14 protein-coding genes are annotated in these 21,197 nt (G+C 61.6%); 2 read left to right on the top strand and 12 right to left on the bottom strand.

The window, feature by feature from the left end; all coding sequences use genetic code 11:
* Positions 1 to 17: 17 nt before the first annotated feature.
* Together C4J92_RS25945 and C4J92_RS25940 are read left to right on the top strand one after the other, a co-directional pair.
* Positions 18 to 938, top strand: a complete 921-nt coding sequence (locus C4J92_RS25945) for a LysR substrate-binding domain-containing protein (protein WP_124405652.1) — start codon at positions 18 to 20, stop codon at positions 936 to 938.
* 179 nt (positions 939 to 1,117) lie between these two features.
* Positions 1,118 to 3,094, top strand: coding sequence for a methyl-accepting chemotaxis protein (locus C4J92_RS25940; RefSeq protein WP_124405651.1), 1,977 nt, complete (start codon positions 1,118 to 1,120; stop codon positions 3,092 to 3,094).
* 15 nt (positions 3,095 to 3,109) lie between these two features.
* On the opposite strand, the gene C4J92_RS25935 is transcribed toward C4J92_RS25940, so the two are convergent.
* The 12 genes from C4J92_RS25935 to C4J92_RS25880 all read right to left on the bottom strand — a co-directional run bounded on the left by C4J92_RS25935 (position 3,110) and on the right by C4J92_RS25880 (position 21,169).
* Positions 3,110 to 4,459, bottom strand: coding sequence for a VWA domain-containing protein (locus C4J92_RS25935; protein WP_305955730.1), 1,350 nt, complete (start codon positions 4,457 to 4,459; stop codon positions 3,110 to 3,112).
* 159 nt (positions 4,460 to 4,618) lie between these two features.
* Positions 4,619 to 5,131, bottom strand: coding sequence for a hypothetical protein (locus C4J92_RS25930; RefSeq protein WP_124405649.1), 513 nt, complete (start codon positions 5,129 to 5,131; stop codon positions 4,619 to 4,621).
* A gap of 10 nt (positions 5,132 to 5,141) precedes the next feature.
* Positions 5,142 to 5,870 carry a hypothetical protein gene (locus C4J92_RS25925; protein WP_124405648.1) on the bottom strand — a complete coding sequence of 243 codons (729 nt, stop codon included), beginning with the start codon at positions 5,868 to 5,870 and terminating at the stop codon, positions 5,142 to 5,144.
* 33 nt (positions 5,871 to 5,903) lie between these two features.
* Positions 5,904 to 7,454 (bottom strand): SUMF1/EgtB/PvdO family nonheme iron enzyme, encoded by a 1,551-nt coding sequence (locus C4J92_RS25920; protein ID WP_164487551.1) that lies wholly within the window; start codon positions 7,452 to 7,454, stop codon positions 5,904 to 5,906.
* Positions 7,444 to 8,667 (bottom strand): ABC transporter permease, encoded by a 1,224-nt coding sequence (locus tag C4J92_RS25915; protein ID WP_124405647.1) that lies wholly within the window; start codon positions 8,665 to 8,667, stop codon positions 7,444 to 7,446. Before C4J92_RS25915 ends, C4J92_RS25920 begins: the two co-directional genes overlap by 11 nt.
* Positions 8,651 to 9,364: an ABC transporter ATP-binding protein gene (locus tag C4J92_RS25910; protein WP_124405865.1), complete on the bottom strand. Its 714-nt coding sequence runs from the start codon at positions 9,362 to 9,364 to the stop codon at positions 8,651 to 8,653. Before C4J92_RS25910 ends, C4J92_RS25915 begins: the two co-directional genes overlap by 17 nt.
* A 10-nt stretch (positions 9,365 to 9,374) precedes the next feature.
* On the bottom strand, positions 9,375 to 11,309 hold the full coding sequence (locus C4J92_RS25905; RefSeq protein ID WP_256657511.1) for a vWA domain-containing protein: 1,935 nt from the start codon (positions 11,307 to 11,309) through the stop codon (positions 9,375 to 9,377).
* 59 nt (positions 11,310 to 11,368) lie between these two features.
* Complete coding sequence (locus C4J92_RS25900) at positions 11,369 to 12,382, bottom strand: hypothetical protein (protein WP_124405646.1); 1,014 nt, start codon at positions 12,380 to 12,382, stop codon at positions 11,369 to 11,371.
* Positions 12,383 to 12,385: 3 nt separating this feature from the next.
* On the bottom strand, positions 12,386 to 15,106 hold the full coding sequence (locus C4J92_RS25895; protein WP_124405645.1) for a putative virulence factor: 2,721 nt from the start codon (positions 15,104 to 15,106) through the stop codon (positions 12,386 to 12,388).
* Complete coding sequence (locus C4J92_RS25890; RefSeq protein WP_124405644.1) at positions 15,103 to 18,171, bottom strand: virulence factor SrfB; 3,069 nt, start codon at positions 18,169 to 18,171, stop codon at positions 15,103 to 15,105. Before C4J92_RS25890 ends, C4J92_RS25895 begins: the two co-directional genes overlap by 4 nt.
* A gap of 17 nt (positions 18,172 to 18,188) precedes the next feature.
* A complete protein-coding gene (locus C4J92_RS25885) occupies positions 18,189 to 19,517 on the bottom strand; it encodes an SrfA family protein (protein WP_124405643.1) in 1,329 nt (442 codons plus the stop codon).
* A gap of 152 nt (positions 19,518 to 19,669) precedes the next feature.
* On the bottom strand, positions 19,670 to 21,169 hold the full coding sequence (locus tag C4J92_RS25880; RefSeq protein ID WP_124405642.1) for a YifB family Mg chelatase-like AAA ATPase: 1,500 nt from the start codon (positions 21,167 to 21,169) through the stop codon (positions 19,670 to 19,672).
* Between the last annotated feature and the right edge of the window lie 28 nt (positions 21,170 to 21,197).

Below are 21,197 nucleotides of genomic sequence, written 5' to 3'. Positions count from 1 at the left end.
CTGTCGGAGCTTTCAGAATGTCCCGTCGTCTTCCTCCGCTTTACGCCCTGCGGGCTTTCGAGGCCGCGTCCCGTCACCACTCCTTTACCCGCGCGGCAGAGGAGCTGTCGATTACCCAAAGTGCGGTCAGCCGGCATATTCGTACGCTCGAAGAGCATTTCGCCTGCCGGCTTTTCCTGCGCAGCGGCCGCACCCTGCAGCTCACGGAGGCGGCGCGCTTGTTGCTGCCCGGCGTGCGCGAAGGTTTCGCCGCCCTGGAGCGCGCCTGCCATACCCTGAATGCCGAAGATGACATCTTGCGTATGAAAGCGCCGTCCACCTTGACCATGCGCTGGCTGCTGGCGCGGTTGAGTCGCTTTCGGGCCTTGCAGCCGGGCAATGAGGTGCAGCTCACCAGTGCGTGGATGAGCATCGATGAAGTGGACTTCAACCAGGAGCCGTTCGATTGCGCGGTATTGCTCAGTAACGGGCACTTTCCCGCAGACTGGGAAGCCAGTTACCTGTTTGCCGAAATGCTGATTCCGGTGGGCGCGCCCAATCTGTTGGATGACGGCCCCTGGGACGTGACGCGGCTGGCAACGGCTGAACTGCTGCATCCGACACCGGACCGCCGCGACTGGCGCTACTGGTTGGAACGCATGGGGTTGGCGTCCCGGGTTTCGCTCAAGGGTGGGCAGGTGTTCGATACGCTGGAGTTGGGCATGATCGCCGCCGCGCGGGGTTATGGGGTGTCCATGGGGGACTTGCTGATGGTGGCCGAGGACGTCGCCCAGAAACGCCTGAGCCTGCCTTGGCCAACGGCCGTCGCCAGCGGGGAAAGCTATTACCTGGTGTGGCCCAAAACCCGTCCCGGTGGTGAGCGCCTGCGGCGTTTGGCGGAGTTTCTCCAAGGCGAGGTGCATGCGATGGTTTTGCCCGAAGTGGCCCGCTTTGAATGAAGGGTTTGGCATGTGTACGGCAATCGTTTGCGCGATACCCCTGTGAATCGCTCAAGTATTGTAAAACTCCGCCGAAGTAGGGGGTGTTGGAACTATCGTGCACTTACGTTTCCCACCAGATAATTCGCCGAGCAGCGCTAAGAGATCAGGATGATCCTGGCCTCGGCTCAGGAGCTGTCATGTCTCAACCTCGCGCTCGGATCGCCTCCCAGTTAGGCCTCGCATTGGCCGTGATTCTTGCTGTCGTTATCAGCGGCAGTACCGTTTTCGCTCTACGCTCCCTCGACACCGCCAACCTCGCCACCCGCGAGGAACACCTGGCCAGCGAGGCGCGCCTGCTCGCCGACCAACTCAATACCTTCCACAGCACCTTGCGCGAGAGCACCCAGCGTTTGAGCGGGCTGTTTGAAAAGCGCTTCGGCGCCGGCTTGAGCGTGCGTGCAGACGAGCCAGTCGCCGTGGCCGGTGTGCAAACCCCAAGCCTCTACCTGGGCAGCCAGTTGCTGAACAACAACTTCAGCGAAGTGGATGAATTCAAGGACATGTCCGGCGGCGTGGCCACGGTATTCGTGCGCAGCGGCGATGACTTTGTCCGCATCAGCACGTCCCTGACCAAGCAGGATGGCAACCGCGCCATCGGCACCGTGCTGGACCGCCAGGGGCCGGCCTACCAGCGTGTGTTCAGCGGGCAGACCTACATCGGTCGGGCCGTGTTGTTCGATCGCTCGTACATGACCCAGTACAGCCCGGTGCGTGACGCCAGCGGAAAAGTCATTGCGGTGCTGTTCATCGGTTTCGACTACACCGACGAGCAGAAAGCCCAGTTCGACAACCTCAAGCGCTTCCGTATCGGCCAGACCGGCTCCCTCTCGCTGCTGGATGAACAGAAGCACTGGCTGGTGCCGCCGGCCGGTGTACAAGCCTTGGATCAAGCCATTCCGGTGATGCTCGACCTGGCGAAGAAGCCGGGTGAAGGGCGCTTCTGGAGCGACAAGAACGAAGATTTCTACAGCGTTTCGGTGCCGTTCGAGGGCGGCCCCTGGGCGGTGGTGGCGAGCATGCCCAAGGCTGAGATTCGTGCAGTGACCTGGGACGTCGGCCTGCGCCTGGTGATCGGCAGCGTGCTGGCCATGCTGTTGGCGGTGGGGGCCACCGTGTGGCTGTTGCGCAGCAAGCTCGCGCCCCTGAGTGACCTGGTGCGCCAAGCCGAAGCGCTCGGTGCGGGCGACCTGAGCGCGCGTCTGAACGTCTCCAGCCATGATGAAATCGGCCAGCTGGCGCGCAGCTTCAACCAGATGGGCGAAGCGCTGTCGACCATGGTTTCGCACATCCGTAAGGCGGCTGAAGAGGTCAACAGCCGTGCCCAGGCGTTGTCCGGTTTGTCTGGCGGTGCCTATGAAGGCATGGAACAGCAGTCCGGCGAGATCACCAGTATGGCGGGCGCGGTGGAAGAGTTCAGCGCCACCTCGCTGAATATCGCCGACAACATGGGCAGCACCGAGCGCCTGGCCCAGGAAAATGCCCAGCAGACCCGCATCGGGCGTGCCTCGATGCAAGAGGCGTCGTCGTCCCTGGAACATATCGCCACCGCCCTGAACAGCACCGCGACGGTGATCAACACCTTGGGCCAGCGTTCCCAGGAAATCGGCGGCATCGTTGGCGTGATTACCTCGATCGCGGAACAGACCAATTTGCTGGCGCTGAATGCTGCTATCGAAGCTGCCCGCGCGGGCGAGCAAGGCCGTGGCTTTGCCGTGGTCGCCGACGAAGTGCGCAACCTGGCCTCGCGTACCCGCCAGGCCACTGATGAAATTTCCGGCATGATCCAGAGCATCCAGCAGGAAACCGGGAATGCCATCAGCACCATGGAACACGGCAATGTACTGATGCAGGAAGGCCTGTCGCGCAACGCCGACGTGGCTTCGGCCCTGGCGCGCATCGACGAGCAGAGCCGCTCGGCCGGCCAGCAGTTCGCCGCCATCACTACCGCCACCCAGGAGCAGAGCAGCACCGCGACCTTGCTCAGCAGCAACCTGCAGAGCATTGCCCTGGCTAACAGCGAGCAGCGTGAAGTGGTGTCGAACCTGGCGATCACCGCCAAGGAACTGGAGACCCTGGCGGCGGGCCTGCGGCATGAAGTGGATCGCTTCCGCTGAGCTGACTGCAAGCAGTTACTTGCAGTTGGCGCTGTTGGACACTTCCCTGGTCGCCAGTTTCATGGCCTTGGCCAACTCGGTCGCATTGTTGCTGGCGTACGTGCGCCCCCCGGTGTTTTCGGCGATGCAACGCGAGGCGCCGCCAGCGCCGATGTTCACCACGTTGACCCGCAGTCGCGGTTGCTGCTGGGCGATTCGGCGTGAAACCGCGCAGGCGTCCTGGTCGCAGCCGTCTTCACCATCGATGAACATCACGATCATCGCATCACGGTTGCGTCCGTCCACGGTGCCGGCAGCTTTTTCCAGGCTGGCGGCCAGGGGCGTGCCATCGTTGCCGACCAACCCGCGAATACCGGTCATCAGACGCGGACGCTGATCAAAACGAAACACGCCATGGTCCGGCGTGCTGTTACAACCGGCGAAGGTAATCAGGCGGATATCGATTTTGGGGTCGAGCGCCTTGATCGTGGCATTGAGCGAGTCGGCGGCCACGTCCATGCGGTTGGGCGGTTGGAAGATCTGCTCGGTACGGTTTGGGTTGCGGTAACGATTGGCGGGGTCGCCGAAGAACCAGTCTTCATCGGCCTTCGCCGCATTGATGTTGAGCATCATGGAGCCGGAGGTGTCGAGTACCACCACGAACTGTGGCGTCTCCACTTTTGTCGCGTCTTTGCGGCAGGCGTAGTTGTCCAGCGAGGGCGGTGGCGCAGGCTCGGCCACGGCCACGGCCACGGCCACGGCCACGGGCGCGGGCGCGGGCGTTGGCGCAGGTTCTGGCTCCGGGACCACGACGGGCTCGGGGACAGGCTCCGGCTCAGGGCGCGCGACGGGTTCAGGCTCGGGCTCAGGCGTGGACACTGGCGCAGAGTTGACGACGGGCGCCTGGGCTACAGGCTCGGGCACCGGCACCGCGCGCCAGTACCACCAGGCCCACAGCAATAGCAGCAATAACAACAGTAAGCCGAGCAGCAGCGCAGCCAGGCGCCAGCCTCTGTTGGTGGCGACGGCTGCGGCGATCGGGGCGACCGCAGCCGGGGCAACCAGCGGCGGCGGTAGCGGTTTCAGCGGGCGTGGCGTGTCCCAGCGAATCACCAAAGGCTCGCCGTTGAGGCTGTAGAGGTCAGTCAGCGCAGGTTCGCCGATCAGCGATTCCAGCTGCTGAGCAGCGCCTTGCTGATCGCGCTTTTTCAACTCGTCGGCGAGCTGGCTGATCACGTCCTGACGCTGCTGGTAGGTTTGCAGCAACCGTCGCTGGCGGTCCTTGTCCAGATCGGCATAAGACGTCGGTTGGCCGCCGAGTTCCGTCCACCACTCCAGTACGCCGTCGGCGCCCGTGCGCGGGATTGCAAACAGACTCGCAGCCACTGGCGGAAGATGCTTTTGGATCAGCGCAACTTTACTTTGCAGTGCGCTTGTTCCGTCCTGGACGGCTTGTGCGTCTCTGATGACCCGTTGCAAAGGCAACTCCCGAAAAAATGAAGCGGGCATCCCGTGAGATACCCGCGAAGTGGCGAAGGCCTGACGCTACTCTTCGTAACCGAGGCTGAACTGCAGTTGATTGACCTTTTTCTGCAAGGTTTTCAACTGTTCCTGCTTGGCCGCCAGTTGCTGGGGCGTGGCTGAACCGCCGGAGGCCTGCGCTTGGTTGGCCTTCAATTGCTGCTCGAGGCTGGCCACCTGCTTCTGCACGTCGCCCTGGTTGGCGCGGCGCTTTTTCAGGGTGCCGAGCAGTTGCGCCAGCGACTGGTTCAACTGCGCCTGGGCCTGCTCTTGGGTCGCGCGGTCGCGGCGGCTGTTCGCCTGCTGCGCCGCGATATTTTCGTAGACCTTGTGGAACATCGCATTTTCTTCACGCGAGGCGGTCAGGGCGGCTTCTCTTTGCTTGACCTGATCGCTGTAGCCGCCCGAGTAATCGCAGTTCATCTTGGTCAGCATGCTGCTGTCGCGGTTGCCTGCATCGCAGCTACCGGGCGGCGTGGCGCAGCCTGCCAGTGCCAGAATGGCCGCCAGCCCGAGTAGGTGTTTGAAAGTGCTCATGATGAAGTTCTCAGCCCAGGGTGATTGCGGAGCGCTGGTTGTACAAACCGTCGACTTCTTTTTGCAGCGTGGCGACTTTCTGGTTCATTTTCGCAATGCTTGCGTCGACTTGCTTGATCTCAACGCCGGCACCGTCCTTGCGCTCCTGCTGGGCAACCTTGGCGTACTCGGTGGCTTTGTTGCGCATATTGGTCAGGTCTTTGCGCATGATCGCGATGTTATTGTCGATCTCGGCCAGGTCGGTCTTGGCCTTTTCGGTGTTGAGCTTCTTGCTCGCCATGGCCTGTTTGATCTGGGCGATGCGCACCCGGTCATCGTTGATCACTTGCTGGGCGGTCGCTGTGCGGGCGACGACGTTCTGGGTGTCCTGCTGCACTTCGCTGTTCATCTTGGCCAGACGCTGGCCGGTGTCGGCATATTCGCTGCGGCGCTGATCCAGGTAATAGTTGGCGCCCATGGCCACACCGCACGCGGTGATACCGGCTGCTACTGCGCACACCGCCTTGTTGCTGCTGTTGGACAGTGCGCAGGTGAGGATGCCGACGCCTGCGCCAACGGCACAGGCCTGATAACCGGACTTGCTGAAGAACTGCGCGTCATTGCCCTGGGTGAGGCGTGGGTCGGTCTTGCCGCTATCGAGCATCGAACTGCCGGTGCTCGCACAACCGCCCAGCAACAGGCTGCCCGTGAGGATGACGGCGATCTGCAGGTTGAAACGAGTCCAGAGGCTGCGTGACATGGTGTTGCTCCTGATGGCGGGGTTGGCCATTTGTTATTGAGTGACGGATTTGCAGCTTTTCAGCCAGGCTTCGGTATCGATCTTCTGTTTTTGCAGGAAGGTTTTCTGATTGGCCCAGTGAGTACGTAAGTAAGGTTTCAGGTCTTGCAGTTGCTTGTTGCGCGAGATGATTTCTTCCATCACCGGCACTTGCGCCTCAAGCAGCGGCAGGCCGTACAAGGTGCCTGACTCGACCAGGCTACTGGCGTAGTAGCGGCTGAGTTTATGCAGGCGGTCTTTTTGCTCGTCGAGCTTGCCTTTGCGCATGTCGCAGCTGGAATCCTTGTCGGCGGCTTCACAATTGAGCGCGTAATTTTTTTGCAGAAAGTCTACGTACTGCCCGTCATCGAGCATCTTGGTACACAGGAAGGCGCCAAGGTTGAGGCTGGCGCGAATCGCTTGGTCGCGAGTTTCTTCCTGCTGCTGGTTGCTGGCGCGCAGCTGGTTTTCCAAGGCCTGGAGTTTTTCCTTGAGGGCTTTGTCTTCGACGCCCGAAGCTAGCGTGCCCAGCGCCTGTGCAGTGCCCGGCGCCGCTGAAGCGTTTGCTGTGCTGCCGGAGCCGAGTTTCTTCCAACTGCTTTCGATGCTGGCAACGCGTTCGCGGGAGGTCAGGGTTGGAGACACCAGTGCCAGGCGCAGCCCGGTGGTTTTGTTTTTCACTTGGCCCTCGGCGTTGTAATACGGTACTTCCTTGCGCTGGGCGGTGCGCAGGTCGGCCTGTGCTGTCAGGTAGTTACCGCCGCGCACCACGTAGCCGCCGGCCTGGCCGTGTTGGCGGTCAAGTTTGTTCAGGCGAAACGGTTCGAACATCATCTCATCGGCGTTGCCCAGCATGTCGTGCAGGCCCAGCGGATTTGGCTTTTGCAGGCCACTGAGCTGCAGCTTGCCGTTGGACGACTGTGCCCCGGCAAACCACTCATAAGCGTTCAGCCCCTCGGGCATCGGGTAGTGACTGTCGCGAAATTCGGCGGTGCCGACTTCCAGCCCACCGCGCGCCGCGAACTCCCATTCGGTCTCGGTGGGCAGGCGCAGAAAGCCCAGCGCACCGTCTTCCTTGGGCAACGAGTCGGCAGCGTTTTTGCGCAGCCACAGGTTGTATTTATCGGCCGCCTCGACGGCCTGCACCCAACTGACCGAGACCTGCGGCATGCGCATTCTGGTCGACGCGGTAGGGCAGGTCGCCTCAGTGAGCGCGGCGTATTGCAGCTCGCTCATTTCGTACTTGGCCAGCAGGTAGTAGCGCGATTTGTCGCCCTTGGTCGCGGTGAAACTGCCGGCAATGAACGCCGGGCGTGTCTGCTCGACGTAGCCGTACTCCGCGCCGTCCTGACCGATGCTGATCGGGTAGTCGTCCAGCGGCCCCGCCAGGGGAATGAACACTTTGCGAAATACCATCGAGCCGTCGCACGGCATCGGCAGCACCACATCGTTGTCTGTGGGCATCGGGTTGTAATATTTCTCGTCCCAGCCCGCAGCTGACACTTCGAGCGCGCAGCCCAGGCTCACGCTCAGGGGCAATAGCCAGGCAAAACGTTTATAGCTCACGTAGACTCTCCGCAGGTTCAATACTGATCGCGCGCACGGCGCCGATAACGGCCACCAGGCTTGCGACCAAAAAGGTCAACAGCAAGGCCGCGAGGCCATGCCCAATAGTGATGTGGCAGACAAACGTGCCGGTCGCCTGGCTGCTGCCCAGCAAGTGGTCGAACAGCTGGCTGCCGACCAGATAGAACAACAACCCGCCAAGATAGCCGGCCACACTGAGCAACAAGGCTTGCAGGACGACGAAGCCCGCCACCGCCGGCCGGTTGAACCCCAGCAGACGCAACACCGCGAGGCTTTTGCGCTTGCGATCGATGTTGGCCAGGAACGCGCCAACCATCGAGGCCACGCAGCCAATCAACGCCGCCAGGGCGATGACGCTGAAAATCAGTCCCAGTACATGGTTGATCGCCTTGACGTTGTCGATATCGGCCAGCCGGCTCGACGTTTCGATCCGTTGTTCGTTCAACCAACGCTCAAGCGGTGCGACTTGGTCGATGTCGCGGGCATACACGCGGGCACGTGCGTACAGGGGTTGCAGATCGCCCAGGGGTTTGCCCGTGTCCAGGCCGAACGCGCTGACTTGATAACCGTCGCGAAAATGTTCCAGGCTCAGCAGTAGCGGTGGCGCCACAAAACCTGCGGCCCGCCCGAAGCGTGCGCCATCAAGAATCGCCAGCACCGTCAGGTTCAGTTCTCCGCGCTCGTTGCGCCCGTCAAGGCGGCGCTCGGCACGCAGGCGCACGGTATCGCCGACTTTTACTTGGAGGCGCTGGGCGGCGCGCTCGGTGAGAATGACTTGCTGGCCGGCAGGTGTCAGCGTGCCCAGGCCCAGTTGTGGGTCGCCAGCTTCGGTGGACAGGATCTCGGCGCCCTCCACAAACCGCTGCATGCCAACAAACAGGTCGGCCTGGGTGTTCAGAGTGCGGGTCTGGCCAATCGCAAAGCCGGTTTGCGGACGCTGGCGCAAGGCACTAAGCCAGGCGTTGTCGTAGTTACCGCTGCTGAGCATTTTGATTTCGAGGTTGCGCGGGTCCCGCAGGAGTTCGTCCTGCAACTGGCTGACCACGCCATGCTTGAGGCCGAACAACAGCAGCAACGGCGCAATCACCGCCACCAGTGAGGCGGCAATGCACAGCGACACCTTACGGTCGTGCCAGAGGTCTTCCAGCGCGAGCTTGCCGAGCAGTTGCAGGCGGTCAATCCATCGGTTCAAACCGTGTCTCTCCCTGACGGCTCACCGCGCCGAGGCGTGGCAAGCCAAAATCCTTCAGCAGTGCCCAATCATGGGATACCACCAGCGCGCTCAAGCCCAGGTTTGCCACCAGGCTCAGCAGTAATTCAAACAAACGCCGTGCACTGTGCGGGTCGAGCGCAGCAGTGGGCTCGTCGGCGAGCAACAGTTGAGGCTCATGGGCGATGGCGCGTACGCAGGCGACCCGTTGCCGCTCGCCGATCGACAATGCCTGGGGACGTTTGTCGAGCAACGCACCCAGGCGCAACACCTCGACCGCGTGGTCGATGTGCGCGCTGTGCGCGGGCATGCCGAGCATCCGGCGCGGCAGGTGGATGTTGTCGCGCACGCTGAGAAATGGCAGCAAGCCGCCGCTCTGCAAGATAAACCCCAAGTGGCGCGATCGCACAGCGGCCAGCGCCGGTTGATCGTTGTCCGCAAGCAGTCGGCCGATATCCAGCATCTGTTCGCCCGCAGCCCTCGGGCTCAGCACAAAACGCTCGAGTTCCACCGGCGCCAGCAACAGGCCGAGCGCTTCAAGCAAGGTGCTCTTGCCGCAGCCGCTCTCGCCGGTGATGGCGAGGATTTCCCCTGCGCCTACCTGCAAACTCGGCAGGCGGACCTGGTGCGCATGCGCACCATGGCCGCGGCGCACCAGCAGGTTTTCGATATCAAGAATGGGCATGGACTCAGGGCATCATTTCCAATGGCACCGGGTACACGTAGTCCCGGTCGTCGCTGTTTTCAGCGAGGCCGACCCAGCGGTCGACATCCGCGTTGTAGCGTTGGTAATGGCGCAGCTTGGTGTTCAGCGTTCGTATGAATTTTTCCTGTGCCAGGCCGTCCCAGCTCTTCCAGGTTTCTTCATCAAGGCTCAACACTTCACTCTGGTAGGGCAGGCCTTCGAGGTACTCACCCAGTACGCCCATGTCCGCCAGCTTGGCGTTACTGTTCTGCTTGAGCTGGTTAGGGTCGGCGCCCATGGTCGCGGCCACCGAGCGCAAGCGGTCAAACATCTCGGTAGGCGAAATCAGGCCTTCGTTGGCAGCGTCCAGAATCTGCTTCATAACTGCGCTCAAGTCGCTGAGCTGGGACTTGGTCAGCAATACCCGTACATCGGTGGTCGGAATGTTTTGCTTGATCAAGTCGCGGTCAGTGATCCAGGCATGGAACACCGGTGGTGCCTTGCTGTTGGTCTTCTCGCCCAGGTACGCCAATTGCATCGCATGACCGATAAGTGCGGCGTCTTCGAGCATTTTCTTCTCGCCCGGTTCTGCCTTGGCGTTAAGCGCACTGCCGATGGCGTCATCGCCCATGTAGGCGGCCTTGACCTGCGAGGTGATGGCGGCAGCCAGGGAATCGACCTTGCGCCCGAACTCTTGCAGGTCACCGGCGTTGACCGGGTAGTACAGCGAGGTGTTGGTGCCAGGATAGATCGACAGATTCTGGTACTGCGCCTCGGCCTTGCTGTGGTCCTTGATGCCCGCCGGGGTTTTCAGATGCAACGTGTAAATCGCTACACCGGGGTTGGCCGCTTCCAGACGCACCTGCGATGCGCTGAGTCCGGTCTGTGAAAGCTTGCTGTCACCTTCGATGGCCCCAGCGTCAGTGATCAGCACCACATAGCGGGCGCCGAACTGGGTCCAGTCGATCTTGTCGATGCTGTGCATCACTCCGGCAAACGCGTCTTCATCGAAGCTGCTGCTGGAGACCTTGGCCTGCTTCAGGTCCGCTACTTTGGTCAGGAAGTCGGCACTGTCTTTGACTTGATTCGGGTCAGCGTACATTTTGCTGACATAGTCCAGACCAGGCACTGCCTTGGTGCTGGAGCGGAACGCGACCAACCCGAACTTCACCTGCTTGCCGAGGTTTTGCGCTTCGATCTGTTGATAGACCTTGCGAATCGCCTCACGTGTGCGGTCGATGTACGGGTCCATGGAAATAGTCGAGTCGATGACAAACACCACCGCCGCGCTGAATTCCTTCAACTGGCTGCTGGCGTTGGCTGCTTCGGCCGCCGGGTCGGTACTGCCTGTACCGGCGGTATTCCCGGTGCTGGCCTCATCGGCCTTGCTGACCGAGGCGACGTTCAGCAGGCGCGTGCGAAAACCGCCTTCAGTCATAACCTCTTCGCCACTGAGCACCGGCAGCAAATAGAACTGCTTCTGCAAATCGACAAAGTAGGCCGGTTCTTCAGCCAGCACGCCAGATGCTGGTTTGCCTTGTTTGAGTGCCGCACGCAGCGGTGCGACTTTGCTGACCGGGTCTGGCGCATCCAGGATGCCTTCGACCGTGGCGCGCTCTTTGAAAAACAGCAGGCGGTCACGGTTCGCCGGGTTGGTGAACGCCAGCGTCAGCTGCATTTTCCAGTCGGTGGTGCACGCCGCCGGCAACCAGCCGATGGTTTTGCCATAGCTGTCAGGGCCGACTTTCAACCATTCGGCATTGGCGGCCTGCGCGCGCTCATACACGTAGAAGCGGCTGAAGGTCGGTTGTGTCGCACCCGGCGCGTCGCCGGCCGCAGGGCTGAGCTTACAGCCGGGGGTGGTCAGCACACGTTGGAAGAGGGTCTTTTTACCCTCCTGGATCAACGGCTTGTCGTCGGCACTGGCCAGCGAACCCATGCTCAGTGCCAGCAAGGCCACGGTACCCAGTGTCCAGCGCTTGAGCGAAATAGGATGGCTCACGGTTGCAACTCCTCCAAGCGCTGCTTGGCTTCGGTGTTATCCGCCTCGTGACTCAGGATGGTTTCGTACCAGTACGCGGCGGTGGCATTGTCCGGTTTAGGGAAGCATTCGCTGGCCTTGAGGTACTTGGGGTCATATTCGCGGGCGTATGCCTTGGCGATCAACATGTCGCCACCCTGGGCGCGGTTGGCATACAAACGTTGGGCAACGCCGCAGTGCTTGTTGGACTTGGCGGCTTCAATGATCTCGAGCAGCTGTGCGCTGGCCGGAGCGGCCTTGACGCAGGCTTGCACGAACGCCAATTCCGGCTGGCTGTCCATGCTGGCGGCATCGCAGGGCAGAGCCTGGGCGACCGGTGCCGGGGCTTGCACCGCAGGGGCGGGTACAGGCGTTGAGTCACGCAGCCACAGCCAGGCAGCCACGGCCGCCAGCAGCACAATCAGCACCGCGATGATTACGCCGATCAAAACTTTGTTGCTGCGCTTGGGCGGCGTAACAGGCACAGGCTCAGGTCCGCGTTCGGCCACCAGGGGGGCGGGCACGGGTTCGTCTGGCGGCAATTGCAGCACCAGCTCCGGCAACGCGGAAATTTCGGGTTCGACCTCGGGAACGTTCAGCATGGTCGCATCGTAAGTGGAGCGGGTTTGACCACCGGCAGTCGACGAAAGCAGACCCAGGCCAGGGCGCACGATGCCTCGGTCACTGTGGCCCAGGCCCTGTTCGCGCAGCTCGATCTGGAAGTTGGAGTTGCCGCCTCCTTCCAGGAGCGGGTTCACCACATCCGCGCCCACCAGGGTTTCCAGCGCATCATCCACGGCGTTGAATTGACTGACCTTGAACCAGAAGGGATTGTTGCTCCACTGCTGACGGTCCTGCAGATAGAAATGGTCCTGGTTGCGCTGGATGGAAAACTCCAGCTGCTCCTGGGCACCGTTCCACTTTTTTACCGCCAACCGCGCCTGACCCGGCACATTGGGTTCTAACGCAAGCAGATCTACACGAATGGGCATTGCTTATCTCGCTGTGAAGGCAGTGAGCACGTGGCCCAGCCGTTCATTCTGTTCAATGGTGATTTCGCGCCCGGCGCCATGGCCGGCGTTTTCCACGGTGATGTAAGCCAGGCCCGAGAGCCAGTCGCCGAGAAACCGCTGCGCCTGATTCGCCGGTTGCGGCGGCAGTTGCGGCAGTTGGCCCGGTGCGACATCGGCGTAGAACGAAAATAACGGCGCCTTGGCCCCTGCGCGGCTGTTCGGGCGTTCGCTGGTCAGCTTTTGTAGGTAGCCGAACCACGACACGAAGTCGCGCAGCACCAGTTGCACCTCAAGCACTTGGCGCTCCACCAGTTGGTCGCGACGCGCACCACTTTGCGCCCGCTTGAGTACGGCGCGGCTGAGCTGGCCTGGTAGATCGTGGCGATACCCGGCGGTAATCAGCTCGTCAACCATCGCTTCGATCAGCGAACGTTCAAGACCGAGCAAGCTCATCAGGTTCTGGCGTGTGGTCAGCTCGCGCAAATGTGCGATCCAGGCCTTGAAGGCCGCCTTGGCGAAACGGTGCTCGTTGCTTTGCTGCTCCTGCACCGGCGAAGCGCTTGGCGCGCCGCTGGCGGTTGGCGCGTCGTCATTGAAGCTGTCGCTGAAGTCGAAGTCGAACCCGGCACTGTCGCTGTACAGGCTGGTGGCAGGCGCCACGCTGGCTGGCTGGCTTTCATCCGCTTTCGCAGCGTCGGCCTCCTCGTACACTCCGCTGAGGTACAGGTCGCGAATGTGCTCGCCGGGCATATCGAGCTGGTGGATAAGCTCGCCCAGCACCGTGGCACGCCTGCCCAGTCCGGTCAGCAGAGTTTGCGCCTGGATTTTCTTGGCCGCTGCGGCACCGTCGCCGTCGGCGTGGTACCACGTGCTCAAGCCGTGAATGGTCAGGCTCTCGATGCATTCTTCAAGTTGCTCGCGAATGCGCGCAAGCTTGAACTCGATATTGGCTACGCCGTTGAAACTGCTGGCGAAATAGCCGATGCCGCCGTCGTCCAGGCGCAGCATTTCAGCCCAGGCTTTGCCCGGGTTCTTGATGTGCCGCTTCACCAGCGCATTATTGGCGAAGCTTTCGCCCAGGCTGGCGATGCGCGCCTGGCTGTCGGGGTTGATGCCGATTTCGGGGCCGTTTTTGTCCTGCTGGACGAAGCCGGCATTCATTCGCGGCTTGCGCACAAGGAATGTGTTCTGGAAGGGCGTGCCTGCCCAGTCGGTCATCCACGGCAGGCTGCCGAAGCGTTCGAGCATGGTCAGCTTGACCATACCGTTCCAACCTTCGTCGTCTTGGTCTCGCTCCTGATTGAGGCCGTTGGCCACGCGCAGGTCGAGCATGGTCAGGGCCCAAATCAGCCCGGCTTCTCGCTTGCCCCGCGCGGCCGGCGTAGGGCCCTGGGTCTTGTCGATCCAGCGGGTGAGCACCGGGCCCACATCGTTTACGTCACTTTGCTTGGTGGAACTGGTGCACACCACCAAGGCATTCATTTCCTGGGTATCGGTGTAGCGCTCGAACAGGTAGGCGACCTTGCCTCGCAAAATCAACTGCGCCACGGAGTTATCCTTGGTGCTCGATTGCGGGTCGCTGGAGTCGGCTATGTCCAGCAGGTTTTTGCGCCCGCGATAGCCGGGGAAGTCCAGCAGGTCGACCTGGTTGACCAGTTCGTCCACCGGCGCTTCGACCAGCACAAAGGTCATTTCGGCGGTGAGTGCCGCCAGTTGCGCGACGGGAATGCTCTGGCTACCTTGCAGGCGCCCGTCGAACTGCGGCCGCACAGTGATCGGCAAATCCTGGGGCGTGCCGAAACGTTCGAGGATATCGACGTTCATGATGTTGTCGCGTTGGTGATACGCCTCACCGTTGAAACTGATCAGTGCGTCGAGTGGCGCGAATACGGTTTGCGCCAAGCCAATCTTATGCAGTGCGCCGGCCAGTTGCTGGTAAGCCCGGGTCAGCTCGCGCTGTTCGCCCCAGAGGATCGACAGCAGCTCGGCGCGCTCCTGAAAATTCAGGCGTGGCGCCAGTTGCAGCACTTTGGGCCAGTACGCGTGCTCAAGCTTTTTCACCGAGTTGGGTGCGGTCTCGCGCATGTAATCCCAGAGCGAGACGATGTCATCGGCGCTGACGCCTTTCTGCACCAGTGTGTTCTCACGCCCTTCGAACGGTTGGAGAGCACGTTGAATGCGCTCCTCATCGATCTGATAGTTGATCCGTTCAAGATCGAAGTCCTTGAACCAGGAGTTGGCGAGTATTTTCGCCAGCTCGATCTCACGAAACAGTTTGAGCTCGATCGGAAACTGCGGGTCTTCGCCCGGCTTGGCCCTGCGGCTGAAGCGCGTTACCAGGCCGGTGGCTTCCTTACCTCCGCCGACCGGGTTGATGTGCTTGATAAAGTCCAGGCGACGCTCGCCCAACTGCGTTTCCAGCTTGCCATTCTGGCCGGCCGCGAGTGCCGAGATCAGGTACGATTTGCCAGCCTGCGACAGGCCGAAAAAACCGATGGTCATCGGTGTGGTCGCAACCCGGCCCAGGCTGTGGGCCAGGTTGCGCGCACGGTGCAGGCGCACGTTGAGATTATCCGCCTCGCTGTCCAGGCGCGGCGCGTTGACGCGGGTCTGGCTGATCCATTCCAGTGCCTGACCGGCACCTTCATAAACAGCGGCCCAACTGGCAGAAAGCTGAGTTTGCTCGGGGGTCAGGTCATTCATTTGCGTTTCACACTTCCACTGTCGAGCCAGTATTTGGTCTCGCTAAGGCCCACATCGAGCATGGTATTGAGCTCCAGCTCAAGGTCGCTGCGCGGGTTGAAGCTGACATTGCTGCTATTGGATTCGATGCCTTGCACCACCAGTCTGTCACTGACCAGCCCCTGCTTGCGCGTGTGCTTGTCGCCCGCCTTGACCTCGAACCGCACCTTGAGCAGCGGCGCCGCGCCGTCTTCGCCGACCGCGCGGGAGAACTTTTCCCGCCCGGCATTGGTAAAGCTTAGGGTGTACAGCGGCGAGGCGGCCCAACGGTCTGCCGTCAGTTGGCGAAAGCCCAGGCGCAGGTCGCCGCGCATTTCCAGTTGCGGCGTGTCGGCATCGTCACCGACGCCGATCACGGGCAGCTTGATCTTGTAGTTTTCGGGTTCGGTTTCGATGTTGCGATACAGCACGTCGGCATCTTTAATCACATTGTTCTTGTCGATGACGCCGATGTGCTTGACCGTCGAATACGGCTTGAGCGCGGAGGCGCGGAAGTAGAAGTTCGGCACGCTGTGATTGGCGCACAGCAGGCAGAGCATCGCCCCAACCGACGCGGTGCTTTTCGGGTCGTCGATACGGCCGTTCTTGTGGAACGGATACCAACCGCCCGTGCGGTAATCCTGCAGCGCCAGGATGCGTCCCGGTGGCAGCGGCAGTACCTTGCGAATGAATGCCTGGATACCCGGCAGGCGCGATGGCCGCCCGGTCAGCAACAACACGTCACAGGGGTAGTGCGCGACCACTTCACACAGCGCCCCAAGGATCTTGGTGATGTTGATCTGATCGTTGAGAAACGCCGCATGGAGCTTTTGCAGGTCGAAGCTGATAGGCGTCGCGTACAGGTCAAACCCGTTCTGGGTGCCGATATCACGGCGCACGGCGCTGTGGACGTATTCGAGCACGGTGTGGCTGATGGCATTGCCACCCAGCAGCTCGCGGTAGGTGCGGGTGTTGAGCTCAACCTGGGTCTGCGGATCGTAGTGCTCGTATTCCTTGAGCAGCGCGAGCGCCAATGGGGTGAAGACCTGCAGGTTCAGCTGTTGGCGCAGGATCACGTCCTTGGCGTCGATATTTTCGGCACCGCACAGCCTCGACATCAGCGAGTCGGCGGATTTGACCCCGGCACTCTGCAAGGCCTTTTCAAAGCTGGGCAGGATGAAGTCCTGGATCACGTCCAGCACGATATCGTCGCCGGCCACCTTGAAACCGTCACGGAAACGCTGCTCCGGCACGATATGCACGTTGCTGCCGGTACTGGTGTTTCCCGCTCGATCCAGGCGGTAATCAGTGATCACAAGGTCGGTGGTACCGCCACCGATGTCGATGGTCGCCAGGGTGATGCGCTCACGGTCTTGCTTGTCCGGGCGTGCGAGGGTGGCGAAGAACTCTTCCGGATGCCCGGCAAAATTTTCGTTGACCTCGGTGTACAGGTAAACCAGCTGGCCGCAGGACGCTTCATCCCATTCCACGCGGATGCTCGGGATCGGCGTGGTGGGTTGGGTCCCACCGTCTTCGTGGGGGCTTTCTTCGCTGTCGTGCCAACCCAGGCTCTTCCACACAAGGCCAATGGCTTGCAACAGTCGCTCATTGAGAATGCTGCGCTCGGCCTGGGGCATGCCTGGCGGCACGGTCAAGGTGATGCTGTTGAGCTGGCGCGGTTTGCGAGTGTGGCCCTGACGCGAGCGTTGGGCGGGGCTGTTGATCTGCGAAAGGGCTTGCGCGATGACTTCTGCGAGCATGAACGTCATCAACGAGCTGCGCGAGTAGCGCGGCATGAACACCGGCAAACGATCATCTTCGTCGAGGCTGTAGAGCGCTTCGCCGGTTTCGTTGATCAGGTGGGAAAACGGCGCAGCGGTGGCATAAGGCTCGTTGTCGGTCTTGACGTAAGCCGCGTTGAAGCGCCAGCCGTGACCATACGGGTTTTCATCCCACAGGTACCGCTTGGGGCTCGACAGCCCGGTCGACCCTTCGGTGCCGCGACGACGGCTGGCAAGGCGCCCGGCTTCACTGCCGACCCTGGCGATAGTCGCCCATTGGAACGCATCGTGACGGCCACTCTTGACCGAACAGTGGTCTTTGCCGAAATACGCCTGGGCAAATTCGACACGGCTCTCGAAGGGCTCGTTGTAGGTGTGTTCCGGGGTGATTAGGTCGCGCAGTTCGAGTACATAGTTTTGCTTAAGCCCGGAACCGGCCTGGCCATGGTTTTCGATCAGGATGCCGCAGGTGCGCGAGTTGCCGACGTCCAGCACCAAGTCCACCAGGATCGGCTTTACCAGGTCATTGGGGTCATTAGCGATCACTTTGATTTCCGGGATCTCGACCTTGGCCTTGAGGGCGCTTTGCTGCGATGCGGAAGGTTTCGCCAGCAGGCTCAGTACGTTGAGGTAGTGGGCCAGGTGATGGTGGGCACGTACATCGGCTTCCAATTCGTCACGGGTGCGTTGAGGGTTGCCTTCGTTGAACAGCTCCTGCAGCCATTCGTTGACCCATGGCAAGGCGAGGAACTCCTGCACCTCGGCCGGGTTGACCGCCAGTTTGAAGGCCACGCCGGAGCTGACGTCTTCTTCGTTCGGCGCCAGGTAGGCGGTGCCGCTGCGCTTGTGCATGATGCGACTGTCGAACGCTAGGGTCAGGCGGTGCGTGTTGCCGTCAATGTCCGGGGTGGGCAGCTTGACCAGACGCATGCGTGACCAGTTGACCGGGCCATTATCGAAGCGATAGGGCGGCATGAATCGCAGGAACGGGATTGGCAGCCAGATGCCATCCAGCAGCTCAAGGCTGCTTTTCATGTCAAGGCTGAACACCGGCTTGGCTTTTTCGATCTTTCCGGGCGCCGGTTCGTAGAAGTAGAAATCTTTCTCTTCGTTGTACAGCAGACGGCAGATGCCAAGGTTCATAGGGGCGAACTCGCCGGCCGGCTCCTTGCGGGGATCCAGGCGCAGAGCGAAATCCATGAACTGGATGCCGGTGTCACTGACGAGCGTGACGGTGTCTTCGAATTGCGTGACTTCAGGCAGCATTGGTAGATCTTCCAGTCTTATTCGCCCATCTGGCGCATGGACATTGGGAATTTTTCAGTTCCATAACCGCCGGTGCAGTCCGCGATACTGGTCGCGCCCGGCCGACAATCAACCTTTGGCATGTCGTAGTTACTACCGTCGCCGCAGACTGCCTGGCCCTGGCTGTCGATCGACAGGCTGCCGCCTTTCATCGCCGCCGAGACCGGGCCGGTGCAGTTGACGCCGTTGGCGCGGTGCACGGTGACTTCGCCTTTGCCGTTGTTGAACTTGTATTCCAGGCGCAGTGGCTTGCCGGTCTTGCGGTCCTGGATGCCGGCACCGGCGCGATACTGGCCATTGAGGAAGTCGGCCGTGCCGTCGGGTGCTGCCGGCGGAATGCTAAGTCCGGCAGTAGAAGGCTGGGAAGTGGCAGGCGATCCAGGCGTTGTGGGAGGCGTCTGAGGCTCGACGGCTGCAGCTTCCGGGGCTTGGGCGGGGGGCGTTGGTGCTTCGGCCTGTGGCTGCTGGGTGGCCTGCTCGTCAGCGGCTGACGGCCCCTCTATGGCGCCACCTTCGACGGGCACACCGCTGCCGCTGCCCACCGTTGCGGCACCGGTACTGTTGACGTCAGTGACAACGGGCACCTGGCCCCTGATTTCTGTTGTTTCAGGCTCAGTCGAGGTGATGCCCGCGACGGGCAGCGTCACGCCGGGGAGGCATCCGCGCAGGCTGAGCAGCAGCAATAACAGGAGCAGCAACAAAGGCAACAGCAGGAGCCACCACCAGCGGCGCCACCACGGACGTGCGATGACTGGCGCCAACGGTGCTGCGTCTACCGGCTCGTCAGGTGGCAGTTGGAAAACCAGCGGCGCCGCGGGCGTAGGGTAAAGGCACATCAGTGGGTCGCGATTGGCGTCGGCATTTGCATGCTCGAACCCCCAAAAGGTCAGCACGGGCTTGCCTTGTACCAGATACACGAAATTTTCGTCAGGGAAGTGGATAACGCGCTTGAGCAATTTGCCAAATACCGCTTTATCGCCGGTGTGGGCGTCGCCTTCCGGGCCGATAAAACGCTGGCTGAGTCCCTGGAGAGAGGTTTTCAGCCTTTCGAGCTGTTCGCGTGCGGGCGCACGCTCTTCTTCAGTCGCGCTGCTCCAGGGAATGACGTCGCCGTCGATATCGCTGTACCAGTCGATCTGATTGCCGAGTTCGTCGCTCTGCGGGACGGCCAGATGCTTGACCAGTTCCGGGTCTTTACGACGAATGGCTTCGCGCAACTGCAGCGCCGCGCGATACACCGGTTGACCGGTTTCGCCAAGGGAAGTGAACGACCCACTTTTACCGCTACGTAACAATGCCCCGCGCATCCAGACTCCATATGCTCATTCGCGCACAATGACAGGCGTGATGCCTGTAACCGCTCCCTGATTTAGATGGCGACCTTAATGTCAATTTGATGTCGCCGTCAATCTGACAAACGTCTGGTGCGGTAGCTGAGTCTACATAAAGACGTGACGTTCTATATAGAGGGGCTCGCTGCGCGATATTGCAGTGCCTCGGCCAGATGCTCGCGGCGGATCGCGCCGGCCTGTTCCAGGTCCGCCAGCGTACGCGCGACTTTCAGCAGCCGATGGGCCGCACGCAGGGATAAGGTTAGCCGTTCGCAGGCGGTTTCCAGCCAGGCCTCATCGATTTTCGATAGCGCACAATGCTGGCGCAATCCCGCAAGGTCGAGAAAGGCATTAGCGCAGCCCTGACGCTGGTGCTGACACTCTCGGGCCTGGGCAACCCGGACGGAGGCGTTGGCCGTATCCTCACCCGCTTGTTCGCAAGGGTTAAGGGTGGTGGTTTCCCGGGCTACGGTAACGTGCAGATCAATCCGATCCAGCAATGGTCCCGATAGCTTGTTGCGATACCGCTGAATCTGCTCCGGCGTACAGCGACAGCGGCCGCTGGGTTCGCCCAGATAGCCGCAAGGACAGGGGTTCATCGCCGCAACCAGTTGGAAGCGTGCCGGGAAGCTTACCCGGTCGCGGGCACGGGAAATCACGATATGCCCCGACTCTAGTGGCTCTCGCAGCACCTCCAGGACTTTGCGATCGAACTCCGGCAACTCGTCGAGGAACAATACGCCGTGGTGGGCCAGGGTGATTTCCCCCGGTTGCGGCTTCGATCCGCCGCCGACCAGCGCGGGGCCCGACGCCGAGTGGTGCGGCTGGCGAAACGGCCGTTGCGGCCAATGGCTCAACGGCGCCAGGCTGACCACCGATTGAATCGCCGCGACTTCCAGCGCTTCGTGCTCACTCAGTGGTGGCAGCAACCCCGGCAGGCGGCTGGCGAGCAAGGTCTTGCCAGTGCCGGGCGGCCCGCTGAATAACAGGTTGTGCGCCCCCGCAGCCGCGATCAGCAAGGCACGCTTGGCAGCCAACTGGCCCTGTACCTCACTGAGGTCCGGGTAAGGTTTGTTCAAATACAGCAAACCGTCGGACTGGTAGGGCTCGATCGGTACATGCCCGTTCAGGTGCGCCACCACTTGCAGCAAGTGGTCCACCGCAATCACCTTCAATCCCGATGCCAGGCACGCTTCCTCAGCGTTCGCCCTGGGCACTATCAAGGTGCGCCCGGCCTTGCGCGCCGCCAATGCGGCCGGCAACACGCCTTTCACCGCGCGTACCTCGCCGGACAGCGCCAACTCGCCCAGGCACTCAACGTCATCGAGCATCAACGCCGGCACCTGCATACTGGCTGCCAGGATCCCCAGGGCAATCGCCAAATCAAAACGCCCGCCGTCCTTGGGCAGGTCGGCGGGCGCGAGGTTGAGGGTGATGCGACGCGGCGGATATTGCAGGGCCGAATTGAGAATGGCGCTGCGTACACGGTCCTTGCTTTCCTTTACCGCCGTCTCCGGCAAGCCCACCAGCGTCAGTGATGGCAAGCCATTAGCCATATGCACTTCAACCGTGACGACGGGGGCTTCAACGCCGATCTGGGCGCGACTGTGGACGATGGCGAGGGACATGCTCGATCCTTGAATGGGGCCGCTTCCT

Source organism: Pseudomonas sp. R3-18-08 (genome assembly GCF_003852065.1).
Classification (GTDB): Bacteria; Pseudomonadota; Gammaproteobacteria; order Pseudomonadales; family Pseudomonadaceae; genus Aquipseudomonas.
The sequence above is the reverse complement of the archived record's forward strand: the minus strand, read 5'-3'. Positions and strand labels throughout refer to the sequence as shown.